We start from the raw sequence: 18,342 nt of genomic DNA, 5'->3' as shown, positions 1-18,342 counted from the left end.
TAAGGCTCCTCAGTTCCAGGCGTGGCGCGCAGGCTTCACGCCGTTGAGCACGAAGTTACCGATCAGGTGGTATTTCCAGCGGGCCGGGTCGTGCAGGGTGTGGGTGCGCGCGTTGCGCCAGAAGCGGTCGAGGTTGTGCTTGCCGGTGACCGAGCGGGTACCGGCCAGTTCGAACAGTTTGCTGCTGGCGAGCAAGGCGGTTTCGGCCGACAGCACTTTGGCCTGGGCGACCACCAGCGAGGCGTTGGCGACTGTGTCTTCGTTGGGCTCGGCCAGGGCCAGGTCGACGGCCTTGCCGGCCTTGGCGAGGATCGCTTCGGTGCCGTGCACGCGCCATTGCAGATCGCCAATGGCAGCGATGGTGAAGGGGTCTTGCCAGCCGTGATCCTGCTGGCTGTCGATCCAGGGCCGCGCCTGGCGGGCATAGATTTTCGCCTGTTCGAGGGCGCCCAGGGCGATGCCGGTGTCGACGGCGGCCTGGATAATCTGCGAGATCGGGCCGTTGGCGGTGGGCTGGTCGAAAGCCTGATGGGCCGGGATCACTGCATTGCGCGGCACTCTGACGCCGTCGAGGGTCACGCCGCCACTGGCGGTAGTGCGCTGGCCGAAGCCATCCCAGCTATCAATCACGCTGAGGCCCGGCGCATCGCGTTCGACAAAGGCAATAAACGCCTGGCCGTTCTCGTTGTTGCCGACCGTGGGCACCAGGTGGGCGAACAGCGCGCCGGTGCAGTAGAACTTCTCGCCGTTGATTGAGGCGGTATCGCCGTCAAAACGAATCTGAGTGTCGAAGGTGCCGGCGTTTTTGCTCTTGGCTTCAGAAAAGGCGTTACCGAAACGATAGCCGGCCAGGACCTTGCCGAAATAGTGACGCTTTTGTTCCTCGCTGGCCGTTTGCAGCAGGATGTCCACCACGCCCAAATGGTTTTGCGGGATTTGCCCCAGCGACGGGTCGGCGGCGGAGATCAACTTGATCACCTCGGCCACCGTTACATAAGACACCTCGGCGCCGCCGTAGGCTTTGGGAACGGTGATACCCCAGAGGCCACTGGCCGAGAATTCATCCAGTTCAGCTACCGGCAGGCGCCGCTCGCGGTCGCGCACGCTGGCGTCGACGGCAAACCGCGCGGCCAAACGCGTGGCGACTTCAATGGCTTCGGCATCCGAACGGATGATATGGGCAGGTTGTTGAGGGTGGGCTGACATGGGCCGACTCCAGGCTCCGATGGGATAACGGAGCAATTGCAGGAGTCGTGCCTGAATTTAATCAGCAATAAAATCAGGCGGTTGCTGGTTTCCAGAGGCTGTTGCGCGGGTTTCAAACCAGCAAAGTGTGCATCCACTGTTGCCGGGCCAACAGTTAGATCACCACGTTGCGCACAAATCGCACGGCCACGTCGCCGTCATTGCGATAGCCGTGTACGTTGCGGCTGGCGAACATGTAGAACTCACCGGCCGCCACGCATTTTTCTTCCTCGCCCACCAGCAAGGTCAGGCAGCCTTCGAACACGAACAACTGCACGCTCCAGCCGTCCGGGTCGGGATCGGGGCTGTAGCGATCACCCGGTTCCAGGTGCATCTCCCACAACTCGACTTCACGCCGCGCCGTGGCCTTGGCCAGCAACACGGCTTTACTGCCGGGGATTTCACCGGCCCAGGCCAACTCGTTGATACGGCTGTGATCACCGGCATCCGGGGCCTGGATAAGGTCGCTGAAGGCCACGTCCAAGGCTTCGGCGACGCGGTCCAGCGTAGACAGGCTGACATTCTTCTCGCCCGCCTCGATGGCCACCAGCATGCGCCGGCTGACCCCGGATTTTTCCGAAAGTGCGGTCTGGCTCAGATCAGCAGCGTGCCGCAAGCGACGGACGTTCTGGCTGACGTGTTGGAGGACCGAGGCCCGTTGTGGATTTTCTTTGTGCACTATATTGCTCAATGGGTGGGTGTGCGCAGTATACTGCCCAGCGTGCGGCGCATTGTGCGGTCCGTGCCTTTCCCTTGCAAGACCGAGCCGCCATGACCGCCCCGAACGCCTCCCCACGTTTCAACCGTTTCAGCAAAGCCGAATGCATCCTGGTGGTGATCACCATGATCTGGGGCGCCACGTTTTTGCTGGTGCAACACGCCCTGACCGTCAGCGGGCCAATGTTTTTCGTGGGCCTGCGGTTTGCGGCGGCGGCCATTGTGGTGGGGTTCTTTTCGTTGCGCACCTTGGGTGGCCTGACCTTGTTTGAATTAAAGGCCGGCGCCTTCATCGGCGCTTCGATCATGCTCGGTTACGGCATGCAGACGATCGGTTTGCAGACCATCCCAAGCAGCCAATCGGCGTTCATCACAGCGCTTTATGTGCCTTGCGTACCGCTGTTGCAGTGGCTGGTGCTGGGGCGTCGCCCAGGCCTGATGCCGAGCATTGGCATCATGCTGGCGTTTACCGGGTTGATGCTGCTCACAGGCCCGACCGGTGCCTCTCTCAACTTCAGCCCCGGTGAGATTGCCACGCTGATCTGCGCAATCGCAGTGGCGGCCGAAATTATCCTCATTGGTGCCTATGCCGGGCAGGTGGATGTACGGCGAGTGACCGTGGTGCAACTGGCCACGGCATCGTTGCTGTCGTTCCTGATGGTGGTGCCGATGGGTGAAGCCTTGCCGGGGTTCTCGTGGTTGCTGGTCTTCAGTGCGGTGGGCCTGGGCTTGACCAGCGCGGTGATCCAGGTGGCGATGAACTGGGCGCAGCAGAGTGTTTCGCCCACCCGGGCCACGTTGATCTATGCCGGTGAGCCGGTGTGGGCCGGAGTGATCGGGCGGATTGCCGGGGAGCGTTTTCCGCCGATTGCGATGGTCGGCGCGGCGTTGATTGTGGCAGCGGTGATTGTGAGTGAGGTGAAGACACGCAATCAGCGAGAAGCTGAAAAATCAATCGAACTGGAACAAGAAGCCCCCTGACCCGATCGTTCCCACGCTCTGCGTGGGCATGCATCCTGTGACGCTCCGCGTCACTTTTGCGCAAGGCTCTCGGCTGCATAGGCTGTTTGGACGCGGAGCGTCCAGGGTGGCATTCCCACGCAGAGCGTGGGAACGATCCGGTTCGAAACAAGGCCAAATGGGAGGTTTCGGCCTACCTTGTAGGATCCTGCCACATCTTGCCGTTTGGTGATCGAGAAAGCGGCACGTATGATGCATCCCAAACTCCCGCAGATTAGAAGCCTATGTCCCTGATAGTTCTACTGCTTCTGCCATTTATCGGCAGCTGTCTGGCGGCCTTGCTGCCGCATAATGCACGTAACACCGAATCCCTGTTGGCTGGCCTTGTAGCTCTGGTCGGCACCATTCAAGTCGCTTTGCTCTACCCTCAGATCGCCCACGGTGGCGTGATCCGCGAAGAATTCATGTGGTTGCCCAGCCTCGGGCTCAACTTCGTGCTGCGCATGGACGGGTTTGCCTGGCTGTTCTCGATGCTGGTGCTGGGCATCGGCACGCTGGTGGCGCTGTATGCGCGTTATTACATGTCGCCGGATGACCCGGTGCCGCGCTTCTTTGCGTTTTTCCTGGCCTTCATGGGCGCCATGCTCGGGCTGGTGATCTCCGGCAACCTGATCCAGATCGTGTTCTTCTGGGAACTGACCAGCCTGTTCTCGTTCCTGCTGATCGGCTATTGGCACCACCGCGCCGATGCCAGGCGCGGCGCCTATATGGCGCTGATGGTCACCGGCGCCGGCGGTTTGTGCCTGCTGGCAGGCGTGATGCTGCTGGGGCATATCGTCGGCAGCTATGACCTGGATCGGGTGCTGGCGGCAGGCGATCAGATTCGCGCGCATTCGCTGTACCCGGTGATGCTCGCGCTGGTGCTGATCGGCGCCTTGAGCAAGAGCGCGCAGTTCCCTTTCCACTTCTGGCTGCCCCACGCCATGGCGGCACCGACACCGGTATCGGCCTACCTGCACTCGGCGACGATGGTGAAGGCCGGCGTGTTCCTGCTGGCCCGCCTGTGGCCGTCGCTGTCCGGCAGCGAAGAATGGTTCTGGATCGTCGGCGGTGCCGGCGCACTCACCCTCCTCCTCGGCGCTTACTGCGCCATGTTTCAGAATGACCTCAAGGGCCTGCTGGCCTATTCCACCATCAGCCACCTGGGGCTGATCACCTTGCTGCTGGGCCTCAACAGCCCGCTGGCCGCCGTCGCTGCGGTGTTCCATATCCTCAACCACGCCACGTTCAAGGCTTCGCTGTTCATGGCCGCCGGCATCATCGACCATGAAAGCGGCACGCGGGATATCCGCAAGCTCAGTGGCCTGGTGCGGCTGATCCCGTTTACCGCGACCCTGGCAATGGTGGCCAGTGCGTCCATGGCCGGCGTGCCATTGCTCAATGGTTTCCTGTCAAAAGAGATGTTCTTCGCCGAAACGGTATTTATCTCGGCGACAAAATGGGTGGAAATCGCCCTGCCGGTGGTCGCGACCATTGCCGGTACCTTCAGCGTGGCCTATGCCCTGCGCTTTACCGTCGATGTGTTCTTCGGCCCGCCCGCCACCGACCTGCCCCACACGCCCCACGAGCCGCCGCGCTGGATGCGCGCGCCGGTCGAGCTGCTGGTGTTCACCTGCCTGCTGGTGGGCATCTTCCCGGCCCAGGTGGTCGGTTCGATCCTCGCCGCCGCCGCACTGCCGGTGGTCGGCGGGGTACTGCCCCAATACAGCCTGGCCATCTGGCACGGCTGGAATGCGCCGATGATCATGAGCCTGGTGGCCATGTCCGGCGGCATCGTGCTGTACCTGCTGCTGCGCAAACAGCTCAAGCGTGGCCGTTTCAAATACCCGCCGATCATCAGTTACTTCAACGGCAAGCGCATGTTCGAGCGCAGCCTGGTGGTGATGATGCGCGGCGTGCGCCGTATCGAAAAACGCATCAGCACCAAACGCCTGCAAACCCAATTGTTCCTGCTGGTGCTGGCGGCGGTGGTTGCCGGGTTGATCCCGATGCTCAACAGCGGCCTCAGCTGGGGCGACCGGCCGAAGATCCCCGGTTCCATCGTGTTCGTGACCCTGTGGGTGCTGGCCATCGCCTGTGCGCTGGGCGCCGCCTGGCAAGCCAAGTACCACCGGCTGGCAGCCCTGACCATGGTCAGTGTGTGCGGCATGGTCACCTGCGTGACCTTCGTATGGTTCTCGGCGCCGGACCTGGCCCTGACGCAACTGGTGGTCGAAGTGGTCACCACCGTGCTGATTTTGCTGGGCCTGCGCTGGTTGCCACGGCGGATCGAAGAAGTCTCGCCACTGCCGAGCTCACTGCGCAAGGCGCGCATCCGCCGCCTGCGCGACTTCCTGCTCTCCACCGTGGTCGGTGGCGGCATGGCGCTGCTCTCCTACGCGATGCTGACCCGCCAGACACCCAACGACATCTCCTCGTTTTACCTGAGCCGCGCCTTGCCCGAAGGCGGCGGCAGCAATGTGGTGAACGTGATGCTGGTGGACTTCCGGGGCTTTGATACCCTGGGCGAAATCACCGTGCTCGGCGCCGTGGCGCTGACCGTCTACGCCCTGCTGCGCCGCTTCCGCCCGTCCAAAGAAAGCATGGAGTTGCCGCCACAACAGCGCCAATTGGCGCCGGACGTGGCCACCGACCTGGTCAACCCACGCCAGGCCAGCGACACCGCCCTGGGCTTTATGATGGTACCGGCGGTGCTGGTGCGCCTGCTGCTGCCGATTGCGCTGGTAGTGTCGTTCTACCTGTTCATGCGTGGCCACAACCAGCCGGGCGGCGGTTTCGTCGCGGGGTTGGTGATGTCGGTGGCGTTTATCCTGCAATACATGGTCGCCGGCACCCAATGGGTCGAAGCGCAGATGAGCCTGCGGCCGATGCGCTGGATGGGCTTCGGCCTGCTCTCGGCCACCTTGACCGGGCTCGGCGCCCTGTTCGTCGGGTACCCGTTCCTTACCACCCACACCTGGCACTTCAGCCTGCCGCTGCTGGGCGATATCCACATTGCCAGCGCGTTGTTCTTTGACGTCGGCGTGTACGCCATGGTCGTCGGCTCCACGCTGTTGATGCTCACCGCCCTCGGTCACCAGTCGGTGCGAGCGCATAAACCGAGCAACCAGGCCAAAGCCGTTGCCGCAACCGAAGGAGCCGCCTGATGGAAGAAGTCATCGCAATTGCCATTGGAGTGCTGGCGGCCTCCGGCGTCTGGCTGATCCTGCGTCCACGGACGTTCCAGGTCGTCATGGGCCTGTGCCTGCTGTCATACGGGGTCAACCTGTTCATCTTCAGCATGGGCAGCCTGTTTATCGGTAAAGAGCCGATCATCAAGGACGGCGTGCCGCAAGACCTGCTCAATTACACCGATCCGCTGCCCCAGGCTTTGGTACTCACGGCCATTGTGATCAGCTTCGCCATGACCGCGTTGTTCCTGGTGGTGCTGCTGGCCTCCCGGGGCCTGACCGGCACTGACCATGTGGACGGCCGGGAGCCCAAGGAATGACGTGGATGAATCAAATGATCGTCGCGCCGATCCTGCTGCCGTTGCTGACCGCCGCGCTGATGCTGATGCTCGGCGAAAAACGCCGCCCGTTGAAAGCCAGGATCAACCTGTTCTCCAGCGTCATCGGCCTGGGCATCGCCATCCTGCTGCTGTACTGGACACAAAAAGGCGGGCCCGGCTCGATTGGGGTGTACCTGCCGGGCAACTGGCAGGTGCCCTTCGGCATTGTGCTGGTGGTGGACCAACTGTCGGCGATGATGCTGGTGCTCACCGGCATTATCGGCGTGAGTGCGCTGCTGTTCGCCATGGCCCGCTGGGACCGTGCAGGTACCAGCTTTCATGCGTTGTTCCAGATCCAACTGATGGGTTTGTACGGGGCATTCCTGACGGCGGACCTGTTCAACCTGTTCGTGTTCTTCGAGGTGCTGCTGGCGGCCTCCTACGGCTTGATGCTGCACGGCTCCGGCCGCGCGCGGGTGTCGTCGGGGCTGCATTACATCGCGATCAACCTGCTGGCATCGTCGCTGTTCCTGATTGGCGCGGCGATGATCTACGGGGTCACCGGCACGCTGAACTTTGCTGACCTGGCGCTGAAAATCCCGCTGGTACCGCAAGCCGATCGCGGCCTGCTGCATGCTGGCGCGGCGATCCTCGCCACTGCATTCCTGGCCAAGGCCGGCATGTGGCCACTGAACTTCTGGCTGGCACCCGCCTACTCCTCGGCCAGCGCGCCGGTGGCGGCAATGTTTGCGATCATGACCAAAGTCGGCGTGTACACCGTGCTGCGGTTGTGGACCTTGCTGTTCTCTGGCCAAGCCGGTGCGTCGGCGCTGTTTGGCGGCGACTGGCTGGTCTACGGCGGCATGGCGACCATCGTCTGTGCGGCGCTGGCGATGGTCGCGGCGCAACGCCTGGAGCGGATGGCCAGCCTGAGCATTCTGGTGTCGGCCGGGATTCTGCTGTCATCGGTCGGCTTTGCCCAGCCATGCCTGACCGCCGGGGCACTGTTCTATCTGGTCAGCTCGACCCTGGCGCTGAGCGCGCTGTTCCTGCTGGCCGAGTTGATCGAGCGTTCGCGCTCGGCCAATGATCTGCCGCTGGATGAAGAAATCGACGCGCTGCCCAAGGCCATGGAGTCGTTGCACCCACGCCCCGGCGTCAACCTGGATGACGAGCAGAAAGCCGTGGTCGGCCAGGTGATTCCCTGGACCATGGCGTTCCTGGGCTTGAGCTTTATCGCCTGCGCACTGCTGATTATCGGCATGCCGCCGTTGTCCGGGTTTATCGGCAAGCTCAGCCTGTTGAGCGCGCTGGTCAACCCAATGGGCCTGGGTAACGCGGTGGATGAACCGATCCGCCCGGCGGCCTGGGGTTTGGTGGCACTGTTGATCTTGTCGGGCCTGGCTTCGCTGATCGCCTTCGCCCGCCTGGGCATCCAGCGCTTCTGGACGCCGGAGGAGCGCCCATCGCCGCTGCTGCGTCGCTACGAATGCGTGCCGATCTTCTTCCTGCTCGGCCTGAGCATTCTCCTGACCTTCAAGGCCGAACCGTTGCTGCGCTACACCCAGGCCACCGCCGACAGCCTCAATAACCCGGAGCATTACGTGATGGCGGTGATGGCCACACGCCCGGTGCTGAGCCCTGAATCCAAAGCCGCCGCGCTGGAGGTGCAGCCATGAAGCGCCTGTTCCCTGCTCCGTGGTTGTCGCTGGCATTGTGGGTGCTGTGGCTGGTGTTGAACCTGTCAGTCAGCCCCGGCAACGTGCTGCTGGGCGCGGTGCTGGGCTTTCTCGCGCCGCTGCTGATGGCGCCGCTGCGCCCGCTGCCGGTGCGCATTCGTCGCCCCGGCGTGATCATCCGCCTGTTTTTCGTGGTGGGGCGCGACGTGATCGTGTCCAACCTGCACGTGGCCTGGGGCGTACTGACGTGCGGATCCCGCCCGCCGCGTTCACGGTTTATCAAAATCCCGCTCGACCTGCGTGACCCCAACGGCCTGGCCGTATTGTCGATGATCACCAGCGTGACGCCTGGCACAGTGTGGTCGGAACTGGCCCTGGACCGCAGCATCCTGTTGCTGCACGTGTTTGATCTGGACGATGAAGCGCCGTTTATCGAGCACTTCAAAGCCGTCTATGAACGGCCCCTGATGGAGATCTTCGAATGAGCGCCCTGCTCTCCAATGCGATCCTGCTCAGCCTGTTCCTGTTCTCGCTGGCGATGGTGCTGACCCTGGTGCGCCTGTTCAAAGGCCCATCCGCGCAAGACCGGGTTCTGGCGCTGGACTACCTGTACATCCTGGCGATGTTGATGATGCTGGTGCTCGGCATTCGTTATGCCAGTGACACCTACTTTGAAGCGGCGCTGCTGATTGCGCTGTTTGGCTTTGTCGGATCATTCGCTTTGGCGAAATTCCTGCTGCGTGGCGAGGTGATTGAATGATGCCGCTATGGGTTGAAGTGATCGTGGCCATGCTGCTGGTGCTAAGCAGCCTGTTTGCGCTGATTGGCGCGATCGGATTGTTGCGCATGAAGGACTTCTTCCAGCGCATGCACCCTCCGGCACTGGCCTCCACACTGGGCGCGTGGTGCGTGGCACTGGCGTCGATTATCTATTTTTCGGTGCTCAAGTCCGGGCCGGTGCTGCACGGCTGGTTGATTCCGATTTTGTTGGCGATCACAGTGCCGGTGACCACCTTGCTGTTGGCGCGCACGGCGCTGTTCCGCAAGCGTATGGCAGGCGATGACATACCCGCCGAGGTAAGTAGTCGCCGGGCTGAAAACGTATCAAAATCAGCCTAGCGACTCAATCAGCCGTTGGCATCAAGGGGTTTGCGGGGTGAAACCTTGAAGGGGCGAGCCGAAGGGCACACCGCTATCGGGATCGATCGCAAACCATTTTTCCTGCACCTTGACGGCCTTCAGCGTTACCTGGTCAACCGTGCCCTGTACGGGTGCCACGGGAGTGGCGTTCGCCTTTCTGAGCATCTCGGATACGGTGGGAAAAGTGTCTCTGACAAAGCGCGCCTTTGCGAAAACATCAACAGGTACATACACCCCCATCCCGATCCTGACGGGAGCGCCTTTGTGCGCACGTCTTAGAAAATCTATAAGTCGACTCGGCTGGCTCGGAAGACTAAAGAAGCCCTCCCCCGGATTAAATATCCCACGCAGCAATGCATTGCCTTCCTTTAAAACAGAAGCACGAAATGCCTGCTTGTTCAGGCGTGATGCGAATTTGATCGCCTTCCACGCCTTACGGGCGGCTTGTAATCCTCCCGCGCCAATAAGCAGCAACGTGTCAATTGCCAAGCCTTTCAAGCCGTCCTTAACATTCCCCTCGTAGATGTCAACGAGCGGGCCGATAAAAGAAATCATCGACACCAGCGCGCGACCATTTTCTTTGTTCATCAGGCGATTGACGTAGCCCCGAACGTTATCTTCGCTGGGCAGCACTGCATTGGCATCATCAATGAGTTGCTGACGATGCCCGCTATAGTTGCCGATGTAATTACCCGAAAGGATAACGTCAATAATCGCCTGGCTTTTGGCAGAGCCAAAGGTGTCAGGCACCCACTCATCGCGGTTGTCACCTGCCCCTTTCGAAGCAGAACCTGGCACCGAAGCCCCTACTTTGGAAATGATCACCTTCGACGTTGCATTGTCACGAGGAGCCTCCCCCGTGAGGTATGCGTTGAAATCAAAGGGTTGTTGAGTGCCCCGCAGGTACCGAAGCTTCTTCGTGCCGCTTTTCCATATGGGCACAACCTCTTCTTCAATAACGCCCTCATTCAGGTTCAATTTTTTGCCGGCCAGACTGGTCGTGCGATCAATAATCGTCCCGGACGTGGGGAAAAATTCGAGATAGCGAGTTTTGCCCTCGTATTTGACGCGCAGCAGCACCCCGTGCCACCCCCGATTCCGAGCCACTTTATTGCCCTTGTTAGCATCTTCCTCCTGCGTCTCACCGGTTTCTCGACGTAGCCTATAGACTTGGACATCGCCCCATTCCATAGCCTGGCGAACGTCGAGGGGCAAGTTTGCAAGACTCATCTTCATCAGCGAGGGCATCGCACCCTTGACGTCACTCAGGTATTGATCAACTGCGCCCGTGACCTGATCGGCAACACGAGGGAGTGTCTTTATCCGGGATTCAAATTCCGCTTGTGTGATCCGTGGATGACTGAAGGCAAACCAATTCTCATGCAGATCCCCTGTGGCATACGCCTCAACCAACGTCGGCCACTTCGTATTTATACCGGCACCTATAAGGCTGTGTGCAGTTGCGGGCTTCCTCAGTTTAATCGTTTCTATCTCACTATCAGTCAACTCGGGAAACGCCTGTTTGAGCGCCTTGATGGCCAGGCTGCTACGGGTAGGTGGAGCCGTCCCCAGCGTGACTACGGATTGCTCGATCGCCTCGGAACGACGCGTAATGCCGTCAGACGCCGCCTGGTAATCGGCGGGCGTATAGTGACCGTCACTGCGTCGGGGCACAGTCCCGGTCATAATGCCTACATCGAGTACTCGCTTGGCACCGAGCGCTATACTCAGCGCTTGTTGTTGCGGCTCGACAGCCTCCAAAGTGGTCAGTGCTCCGAGCTCATTGAGGCTCATGCCGCGACTGGCTCCAGGACCACCCCACACTTCGGCCAATGCACTGCCCAGGCTAAGCGTCATCCACGCTGGGCTGCCAATACGTATTTTGTCTGGGGGCTGACGTAGCGACTCAGGGAGCTTTGTTGACGCCTGCTGGTCCGATTTCACCAGAAACTCCGGTGCGGCATGTGCCAGGAACAGATGAGCCACCAACGGTGCAGCCCGCACGCTCACGCCCTTTTTCTCGACCAAGTGTTTTTCAAAGTCTTTGCGTACAGCCCCCATCTCACGCCCCATATTGGCCGGGGTGTAAAACTGATAACCGGCGGCGTTTCCAGGGGCGGCGGGAACATCAGGATCGACACTGAGCATGATGGCGGCAGTCAGCAGACTTTTCCGTTGCGCAACATCGATCTCGTCATCACCCTCCCCCTTATACCAACCCAGCGTCTGGGCAAGTTCCCGCCCCCACTGCGCGGCCTGTGGCGTGTTGAGTAGCTCGTCCCAAATCTGATCTGCATTGGCGGCCGTTTCCTGCGGCAGGGCTTGCGTGACTATCTGACGACCCAATGCGAACCCTATCGTGTTGGCGCCATACTTCTGATCCGTCGCCAACGAAACCAGCTGACTTTTCTCACTCGCCGACAAGGTTCCCGCAGTCCACTGCTGAGGGAGTAATTTCCCATAGTTGCCGACAGGGGTAGTCGGTGCGAAGCGGGTGCGCAACCATTTGGCAGCCGCGCGAGCCCGCCCTGCTGTGTCGATTGCCTCCATGCCCATCGACCTCGCGACCTGACGCAGGTCGTGGCGATCGTCTGAGTAGAGCGCATGACCCGACTGTTCACTCAGCACTACAACCGCCGCAAATGCGTCTTTGAGCGACTGGCTCCAACGACCACTGACAGGAATATCCACCCACTGGTTGAGGATCGGTTGCAGCACTTGCAGACGGCCTTCACTGATACGGTACGCCTGATCCGGCGCTGTTTGCCCAAGATCCGCCAGAACCCCTTGCATCTCAGGAAGTGCAATCAGCTCGGCCAGGCGCCCGCGAGCCACCTGGTCGTTTCTTAACGGGTTGGTGACAGAGACCTTGAACTCAATACCTGACAACGACAAAGGCGTGCTGTCCGCAACGCCGTCGGCCGCACGCGCCAAAGCGTCGGCGAGGTTTTCTCGGTCATCCAGCTCATTAATACGGCGCTTTGACCATTCAAGCCGGAGCAGGTGATTGCGTGTTTCTGCTGCAGACAGCGCAGGCCAGCCCGCCTTCAGGCTTGTCACAAGCGCAGCCGCTTGCTCCTCGGTATCGGGCGTCATGACGCCATAAAACAAGCTCGCCACGTTCCGCGAAACTTGCCGGCTGTCCATAGACACATAAGGCACACCTTTGTGCGTGGGGTCTAGCGCCTCAAGCGCGCGCATCACCTGCGCCGATACCTGCCACCAGCCAGACGTGTCTTGTAGCGTGTACGTCTGACGAGAGGTCACTCCATTGAGGGTAACCAATCCCGATACGCTATTTTTGCCGATAGTCACCGAGTCCAGGGAAAAACCTTTGCTCCTCAGCCAAACTAAAACCTCGGGCTGATTCACCACACGCTTGTAGACTTCGAACGGCTGAGAAATCAGAGACCGTTCGGGCACGGTCACTAACGAATCCGACACACTGCCCATCTTCGTAATCAACTGCGCCTGAAGGGTTTGATCTGCATCAGCGGAGTGAGAGTGGGGGCCAGCCAACCGGCCCAGTGTGTTGTGTGCAGGTTTGTCAGGCGTCTGCACAAGTGCGCGTTTCACGCGGCTCTCGGCGGCAGGATTGGCGCCATCGGAAAGGTCCCCGAATCGACCGGGTGATACCAGGCTTCCACGCGTTTGGATGGGCGGGAGCACGGGCAATCGTTGTTGATCATCTACCGCCGCACGCGGCGCGAGACTCTTCAGGTTTTGGCTTGCTGGTTGGTGCGACCTGGAAGATGGAGCGGACGTGGAAGATGAATTATCCGCAGGCGATGAATACTCACTTTGAGACTTCACGTACGTCGTCAGGAAAATTGTCATATTCAATTCTCAGCAACAGAGCCACTCAACAGTGTTCTCGTCCTAAGAACGGTTGCAGCCAAGCTAGGAGAAAAAAAAAGCATCCTCTATAAGAAAATTCTGATCCTCCCACTGAAAAATCCAGCCCCCCCTATCCTGGTTCAGGAGGATGAGCAAATCAATCAGCTCACAGCCCACAGCGCCGCGCATTTGAGCAAACCCTGAAGCACGCCCAGGACCGGAAGGAATTGGCCGCTGACATCGACCTGTCGGGCGCCTGCGACTTTCTGATGGCCACCCTCAGCGGCATGAAAATCGCCGGCAAAGGCGGCGCAACGGTTGAGCAGTTGGCAAGCATCGCGGTGTTTGCCATTCGGGCACTCGGCGCGAAAGTCTAATTACAGGATCGGCGCGCCGAACCGGTTCAAGCGCGGCATCCAATGATCGAGTATCTCAGCTGACGCCAGCACATGATGCGCGTGCCCGATCAACAAGCGGCGTGGCACAAAGCCGATGTAGCGCGAGTCATCGCTGTTATCGCGGTTGTCGCCCAGCATGAAGTAACTGCCGGCCGGCACGGTGACCGGGCCGAAATTTCGCAATGCCCGAACCGTGGGCATGAACTGAATGGTGCGCTGACGGTTGCTCGCATGCTCGATCAGCTTGATACCCGGCACTGTCTGGCCTGGCACCAGCGGCTCGCTGATGTCCTGGCCATCACTGTAGGTAGCAGGCGTGCCGTTAACCCACAGCACTTCATCTTTCATTTCCAGGGTATCGCCGGGAATGCCGACGATGCGTTTGATCAAGCGCATGCCGTCCTTGGGTGACGAGAAGGTCACCACATCACCGCGTTTGGGGTCATCCAGTTTAGCCAGGGAAATATCCGTGAGCGGTAACTTCAGGTCATAGGCCACGCGGTTGACCAGCACCACATCGCCCTCAAGCAACGTCGGGCGCATCGACCCGGAGGGGATGGGGTTCCAGTCGGCCAGCGAGGTGCGGAACACGCCGAAGCACAGCCAGAAAAGGATGACGTAACGGTAGCGGCTCAACCAACTTCGCATACAGCCTCGCACTAAAAAAGGACGCAGACAGGCGCCGGAAAACCTGAGGTAACATTTTGCAATACTCGCTTATTACACCGGAGGATTAAATTAACATTAGCGCTATGGGCATCCGAGTTTGATGCTGCTGTCATACGCAAAAATCCTTGCGCCCATACACAGAATTTCCGACAGCGTTTTAGGGTTGCCCCTCGGAAGATGGCTGCCGAATCTTCCGGGGTCGCTGCAAATTCAGCGACCGGGTTTCGCAGCCCGATCAGACTCTAGGTGACTCCAATACTCTGGGAGCTTCGCCATGATTAAAGACAGTTCAAACCCGCCGTCACACGCTGCTGCTCACCGAGCAATTACCCATTATCTGAATCCTTCCGAGAAACCAGAGCCGACTGCCGAAAGCCATGGTGTGTTTAGCGTGCGCGAAGGGTTAGACGTAGAGACACTGCTGGTCAACGCTTCGGAGGATCTTGCGTCAGTTCAAGCGCTGGCAAGCCATTTGGCGTTTGAGGTAGACGGCAATCCTCGCAGCGTGGTGCTGGGAATATGCCGGATGCTGGAGGGGATCCAGTTGATGGTGGAAAAAACACTGAGCCTCAATTCCAGCCCAACCCAGGGATAAATCCAACAACAGCGGGCATGCAGAGCGGGCACGGTAAAATGTGGGAGCGGGCTTGCTCGCGAAGACGGAGTGTCAGCTGATACATTTTTAACTGATCCACCGCATTCGCGAGCAAGCCCGCTCCCACACTGGATCGAGTAGGCCGCTGAAATAACACCCTGCAAAAAAAACGCCCCGAACCAGTCGGGGCGTTTTTTATTCAGGGTTTACCGATCAAGCCTGATCAGCCAAGCGCCACGTCGTGCCGCCCTTGCCGTCTTCCAGCACCACACCCATCGCGGTCAGTTGGTCGCGGATACGGTCGGACTCCGCCCAGTCTTTACCAGCACGGGCAGCCAGACGCGCTTGAATCAGCGCATCAACCTCAGCCGCATCCACTCGCCCTTCGGCGCCGGCTTGCAGGAAGTCGTCGGCTTCCATCTGCAGCACACCGAGCACGCTGGCCAGCTCTTTCAGGCGTGCAGCAAGACCCGCGGCGGCATCAAGATCACTCTCGCGCAGACGGTTGATCTCACGCACCATCTCGAACAGCACCGCGCAGGCTTCCGGGGTGCCGAAGTCGTCGTTCATGACTTCGGTAAAGCGTGCCACGAACGCTTCGCCGCCGGCCGGCGCCACAGCAGGCAGGCCTTTCAACGCGTGGTAGAAACGCTCCAGGGCGCCTTTGGCGTCCTTGAGGTTGTCTTCCGAGTAGTTGATGGCGCTGCGGTAGTGGCTCGACACCAGCAGGTAACGCACCACTTCCGGGTGGTACTTTTCCAGCACGTCGCGGATGGTGAAGAAGTTGTTCAAGGACTTGGACATCTTCTCGCCATTGATGCGGATCATGCCGCAATGCATCCAGGCGTTGGCGTAGGTCTTGCCGGTGGCGGCTTCGCTTTGGGCGATTTCGTTTTCGTGGTGCGGGAACTCAAGGTCGCTGCCGCCGCCATGAATATCGAAGGTCTCGCCCAGGCAGCAGGTGGACATCACCGAGCATTCGATGTGCCAGCCCGGACGCCCGGCGCCCCATGGCGACTCCCAGCTCGGCTCGCCGGGCTTGGTGCCTTTCCACAGCACAAAATCCAGTGGATCCTGCTTGGCTTCGTCGACTTCGATACGTGCGCCGATGCGCAGGTCTTCGATTTTCTTGCGCGACAGCTTGCCATAGCCCATGAACTTGGCGACGCGGTAGTACACGTCGCCATTGCCTGGGGCGTAGGCATAACCCTTGTCGATCAGGGTCTGGATCATCGCGTGCATGCCAGGGATATGGTCCGTGGCGCGCGGCTCCATGTCCGGTTTGAGGATGTTGAGGCGCGCCTCGTCCTCGTGCATCGCAGCGATCATGCGCTCGGTCAGCACATCGAACGGTTCGCCGTTCTCGTGCGCCCGGTTGATGATCTTGTCGTCGATGTCGGTGATGTTGCGCACATAGGTCAAGTCATAGCCGCTGAAACGCAACCAGCGGGTCACCAGGTCGAAGGCAACCATGCTGCGGCCGTGGCCGATGTGGCAGTAGTCGTACACGGTCATGCCGCACACGTACATGCGCACCTTGTTGCCATCCAGCGGCTTGAAGACTTCTTTGGTCTTGCTGAGTGTGTTGTAGATCGTTAGCACGACATTTCCCTTAAGACAGAATCACTGGCCCCACGAATCACGCAAGGTCACGGTACGGTTGAATACCGGCGCACCAGGTTTCGAGTCCTTGATATCCGCGCAGAAGTAACCTTCGCGCTCGAACTGGAAACGGTCTTCCGGCTGTGCGTCGCCAAGTGATGGCTCGGCACGACAACCCGTGAGAACTTGCAGGGAGTCAGGGTTGATGTTGTCCAGGAAGCTGGCGCTGTCTTCAGCCTTCTCAGGGTTCGGCGAACGGAACAGACGATCGTACAGGCGCACTTCGCACTCGATGCTGGCAGCAGCCGGCACCCAATGAACCACGCCTTTGACCTTGCGGCCTTCAGGGTTCTTGCCCAGGGTTTCCGGGTCGTAGGAGCAACGCAGTTCGACGATGTTGCCATCGGCGTCCTTGATCGCTTCGTCGGCACGGATCACGTAGCTGCCGCGCAGGCGCACTTCGCCGTTGGGCTCCAGGCGCTTGTAGCCTTTTGGCGGCTCTTCCATGAAGTCATCACGGTCGATGTAGATTTCACGCGCGAACGGCAGCTTGCGCACGCCGAGTTCTTCTTTTTGCGGGTGACGTGGCAGTTCGAGGTGGTCGACCTTGTCTTCCGGGTAGTTGGTAATCACGACTTTCAACGGGCGCAACACGCACATGGCGCGCGGCGCGTTGGCGTCCAGGTCCTGACGGATGCTGAACTCGAGCATGCCGTAATCGACCACGCCGTCGGAACGGTTGGTGCCGACCATGTCGCAGAAGCTGCGGATCGACGCCGGGGTGTAGCCGCGACGGCGGAAACCCGACAGGGTGGACATGCGCGGGTCATCCCAGCCATGCACGTGCTTTTCGTCCACCAATTGCTTGAGCTTGCGCTTGCTGGTGATGGTGTAGTTCAGGTTCAAGCGGCTGAACTCGTACTGACGCGGGTGCGCCGGTACCGGCAGGCTGTCGAGGAACCATTCGTACAGCGGGCGATGGCTTTCGAACTCCAGGGTGCAGATGGAGTGCGTGATGCCTTCAATGGCGTCCGACTGACCGTGGGTGAAGTCGTAGTTCGGGTAGATGCACCACTTGTCACCGGTCTGGTGGTGATGGGCGTGGCGGATGCGATACATGATCGGGTCGCGCAGGTTCATGTTCGGCGAAGCCATGTCGATCTTGGCACGCAGCACGCGGGCGCCGTCCGGGAACTCACCGGCGCGCATGCGGTTGAACCAGTCGAGGTTCTCTTCTACCGAACGGTCGCGGAACGGGCTGTTCTTGCCCGGCTCGGTCAGCGTGCCACGGTATTCCTTGGCCTGCTCCGGGGTCAGGTCGTCGACGTAGGCCTTGCCGGCCTTGATCAGCTCGACGGCCCAGTCAAACAACTGGTCGAAATACTTGGACGCATAGCGCACTTCACCGGACCACTCGAAGCCCAGCCACTTGATGTCGCTTTCGATGGCGTCGATGTATTCCTGGTCTTCCTTGGCCGGGTTGGTGTCGTCGAAACGCAGGTGCGTGACGCCACCGAACTCCTGGGCCAGGCCGAAGTTCACACAGATCGACTTGGCGTGACCGATGTGCAGGTAGCCGTTAGGCTCTGGCGGGAAGCGGGTGACGATCTGCGTGTGCTTGCCCGAATCCAGGTCCGCCTGGATGATCGGGCGCAGGAAATTGACCGGGACGGCAGGTCCGGCCTTGGAATTCGAGGTAGGGTCGACAGTGGGCTTGCTCATAGGATCCTTGAACAGACAGGTTCGTGGCCGGTTGGGGCCAGATAAAACAAAGGGCTTATCATAGCCGAAGCTGTCAAGCCGCTGACAGAGCGCGGCCAAAAACTGCTGCATTTAATGCACCGGCGGTAAAAAACCACCTCGAAATTCCTGCTGGGCACGCTAAACTGCCCGCCTTGGCACACATTCAGCCAAACCGGTAGCGGCGCTTTGGCGTCCACACCTACGAAT

The 18,342-nt window shown here is 60.2% G+C and carries 15 protein-coding genes; 9 read left to right on the top strand and 6 right to left on the bottom strand.

The genetic code is table 11. From position 1 onward, the window contains the following. Nucleotides 1-9: 9 nt before the first annotated feature. Nucleotides 10-1,206 (bottom strand): SfnB family sulfur acquisition oxidoreductase, encoded by a 1,197-nt coding sequence (locus tag BLV67_RS15400; protein ID WP_069788261.1) that lies wholly within the window; start codon nucleotides 1,204-1,206, stop codon nucleotides 10-12. A 154-nt stretch (nucleotides 1,207-1,360) separates the two neighbouring features. After that, nucleotides 1,361-1,924: a helix-turn-helix domain-containing protein gene (locus BLV67_RS15395; RefSeq protein ID WP_069788262.1), complete on the bottom strand. Its 564-nt coding sequence runs from the start codon at nucleotides 1,922-1,924 to the stop codon at nucleotides 1,361-1,363. Nucleotides 1,925-2,016: 92 nt separating this feature from the next. Here BLV67_RS15395 and BLV67_RS15390 point away from each other — a divergent pair, with 92 nt between their 5' ends. The 7 genes from BLV67_RS15390 to BLV67_RS15360 all read left to right on the top strand — a co-directional run bounded on the left by BLV67_RS15390 (nucleotide 2,017) and on the right by BLV67_RS15360 (nucleotide 9,270). Then, the gene (locus BLV67_RS15390; protein ID WP_065931048.1) at nucleotides 2,017-2,943 is read left to right on the top strand and encodes a DMT family transporter; all 927 of its coding nucleotides are present in this window, start codon (nucleotides 2,017-2,019) and stop codon (nucleotides 2,941-2,943) included. A gap of 263 nt (nucleotides 2,944-3,206) precedes the next feature. Beyond that, nucleotides 3,207-6,128: a monovalent cation/H+ antiporter subunit A gene (locus BLV67_RS15385; RefSeq protein WP_069788263.1), complete on the top strand. Its 2,922-nt coding sequence runs from the start codon at nucleotides 3,207-3,209 to the stop codon at nucleotides 6,126-6,128. Beyond that, nucleotides 6,128-6,472: a Na+/H+ antiporter subunit C gene (locus tag BLV67_RS15380; RefSeq protein ID WP_003192163.1), complete on the top strand. Its 345-nt coding sequence runs from the start codon at nucleotides 6,128-6,130 to the stop codon at nucleotides 6,470-6,472. Before BLV67_RS15385 ends, BLV67_RS15380 begins: the two co-directional genes overlap by 1 nt. Further along, nucleotides 6,469-8,151, top strand: coding sequence for a monovalent cation/H+ antiporter subunit D (locus tag BLV67_RS15375; RefSeq protein ID WP_069788264.1), 1,683 nt, complete (start codon nucleotides 6,469-6,471; stop codon nucleotides 8,149-8,151). The genes BLV67_RS15380 and BLV67_RS15375 overlap by 4 nt, the downstream gene beginning before the upstream one ends. Then, a complete protein-coding gene (locus BLV67_RS15370) occupies nucleotides 8,148-8,636 on the top strand; it encodes a Na+/H+ antiporter subunit E (RefSeq protein WP_065931051.1) in 489 nt (162 codons plus the stop codon). Before BLV67_RS15375 ends, BLV67_RS15370 begins: the two co-directional genes overlap by 4 nt. Continuing rightward, the gene (locus tag BLV67_RS15365; RefSeq protein ID WP_038846025.1) at nucleotides 8,633-8,911 is read left to right on the top strand and encodes a K+/H+ antiporter subunit F; all 279 of its coding nucleotides are present in this window, start codon (nucleotides 8,633-8,635) and stop codon (nucleotides 8,909-8,911) included. The genes BLV67_RS15370 and BLV67_RS15365 overlap by 4 nt, the downstream gene beginning before the upstream one ends. Then, nucleotides 8,908-9,270 (top strand): Na+/H+ antiporter subunit G, encoded by a 363-nt coding sequence (locus BLV67_RS15360; RefSeq protein WP_065931052.1) that lies wholly within the window; start codon nucleotides 8,908-8,910, stop codon nucleotides 9,268-9,270. Before BLV67_RS15365 ends, BLV67_RS15360 begins: the two co-directional genes overlap by 4 nt. Nucleotides 9,271-9,291: 21 nt before the next feature. Here BLV67_RS15360 and BLV67_RS15355 read toward each other — a convergent pair whose 3' ends face one another. Beyond that, on the bottom strand, nucleotides 9,292-12,867 hold the full coding sequence (locus BLV67_RS15355; protein WP_141722764.1) for a hypothetical protein: 3,576 nt from the start codon (nucleotides 12,865-12,867) through the stop codon (nucleotides 9,292-9,294). 488 nt (nucleotides 12,868-13,355) lie between these two features. Here BLV67_RS15355 and BLV67_RS33335 point away from each other — a divergent pair, with 488 nt between their 5' ends. Then, nucleotides 13,356-13,505: a hypothetical protein gene (locus BLV67_RS33335; RefSeq protein ID WP_244160719.1), complete on the top strand. Its 150-nt coding sequence runs from the start codon at nucleotides 13,356-13,358 to the stop codon at nucleotides 13,503-13,505. Here the strand turns inward: BLV67_RS33335 and lepB are convergent, their stop codons facing one another. Next, nucleotides 13,506-14,174: a signal peptidase I gene (lepB, locus tag BLV67_RS15345; RefSeq protein WP_069788266.1), complete on the bottom strand. Its 669-nt coding sequence runs from the start codon at nucleotides 14,172-14,174 to the stop codon at nucleotides 13,506-13,508. It abuts the gene before it with no gap. Nucleotides 14,175-14,469: 295 nt separating this feature from the next. On the opposite strand from lepB, the gene BLV67_RS15340 reads away from it, so the two are divergent. Next, nucleotides 14,470-14,790 carry a DUF6124 family protein gene (locus BLV67_RS15340; protein WP_069788267.1) on the top strand — a complete coding sequence of 107 codons (321 nt, stop codon included), beginning with the start codon at nucleotides 14,470-14,472 and terminating at the stop codon, nucleotides 14,788-14,790. Nucleotides 14,791-15,003: 213 nt separating this feature from the next. Here BLV67_RS15340 and cysS read toward each other — a convergent pair whose 3' ends face one another. After that, nucleotides 15,004-16,392 carry a cysteine--tRNA ligase gene (gene cysS, locus BLV67_RS15335; protein ID WP_065931056.1) on the bottom strand — a complete coding sequence of 463 codons (1,389 nt, stop codon included), beginning with the start codon at nucleotides 16,390-16,392 and terminating at the stop codon, nucleotides 15,004-15,006. Nucleotides 16,393-16,413: 21 nt separating this feature from the next. Beyond that, on the bottom strand, nucleotides 16,414-18,114 hold the full coding sequence (locus tag BLV67_RS15330; protein WP_065931057.1) for a glutamine--tRNA ligase/YqeY domain fusion protein: 1,701 nt from the start codon (nucleotides 18,112-18,114) through the stop codon (nucleotides 16,414-16,416). Between the last annotated feature and the right edge of the window lie 228 nt (nucleotides 18,115-18,342).

It is taken from the genome of Pseudomonas salomonii (assembly GCF_900107155.1).
GTDB lineage: Bacteria > Pseudomonadota > Gammaproteobacteria > Pseudomonadales > Pseudomonadaceae > Aquipseudomonas > Aquipseudomonas salomonii.
Note: the sequence above shows the minus strand (reverse complement) of the source record. Positions and strands in the feature narration are given on the sequence as shown.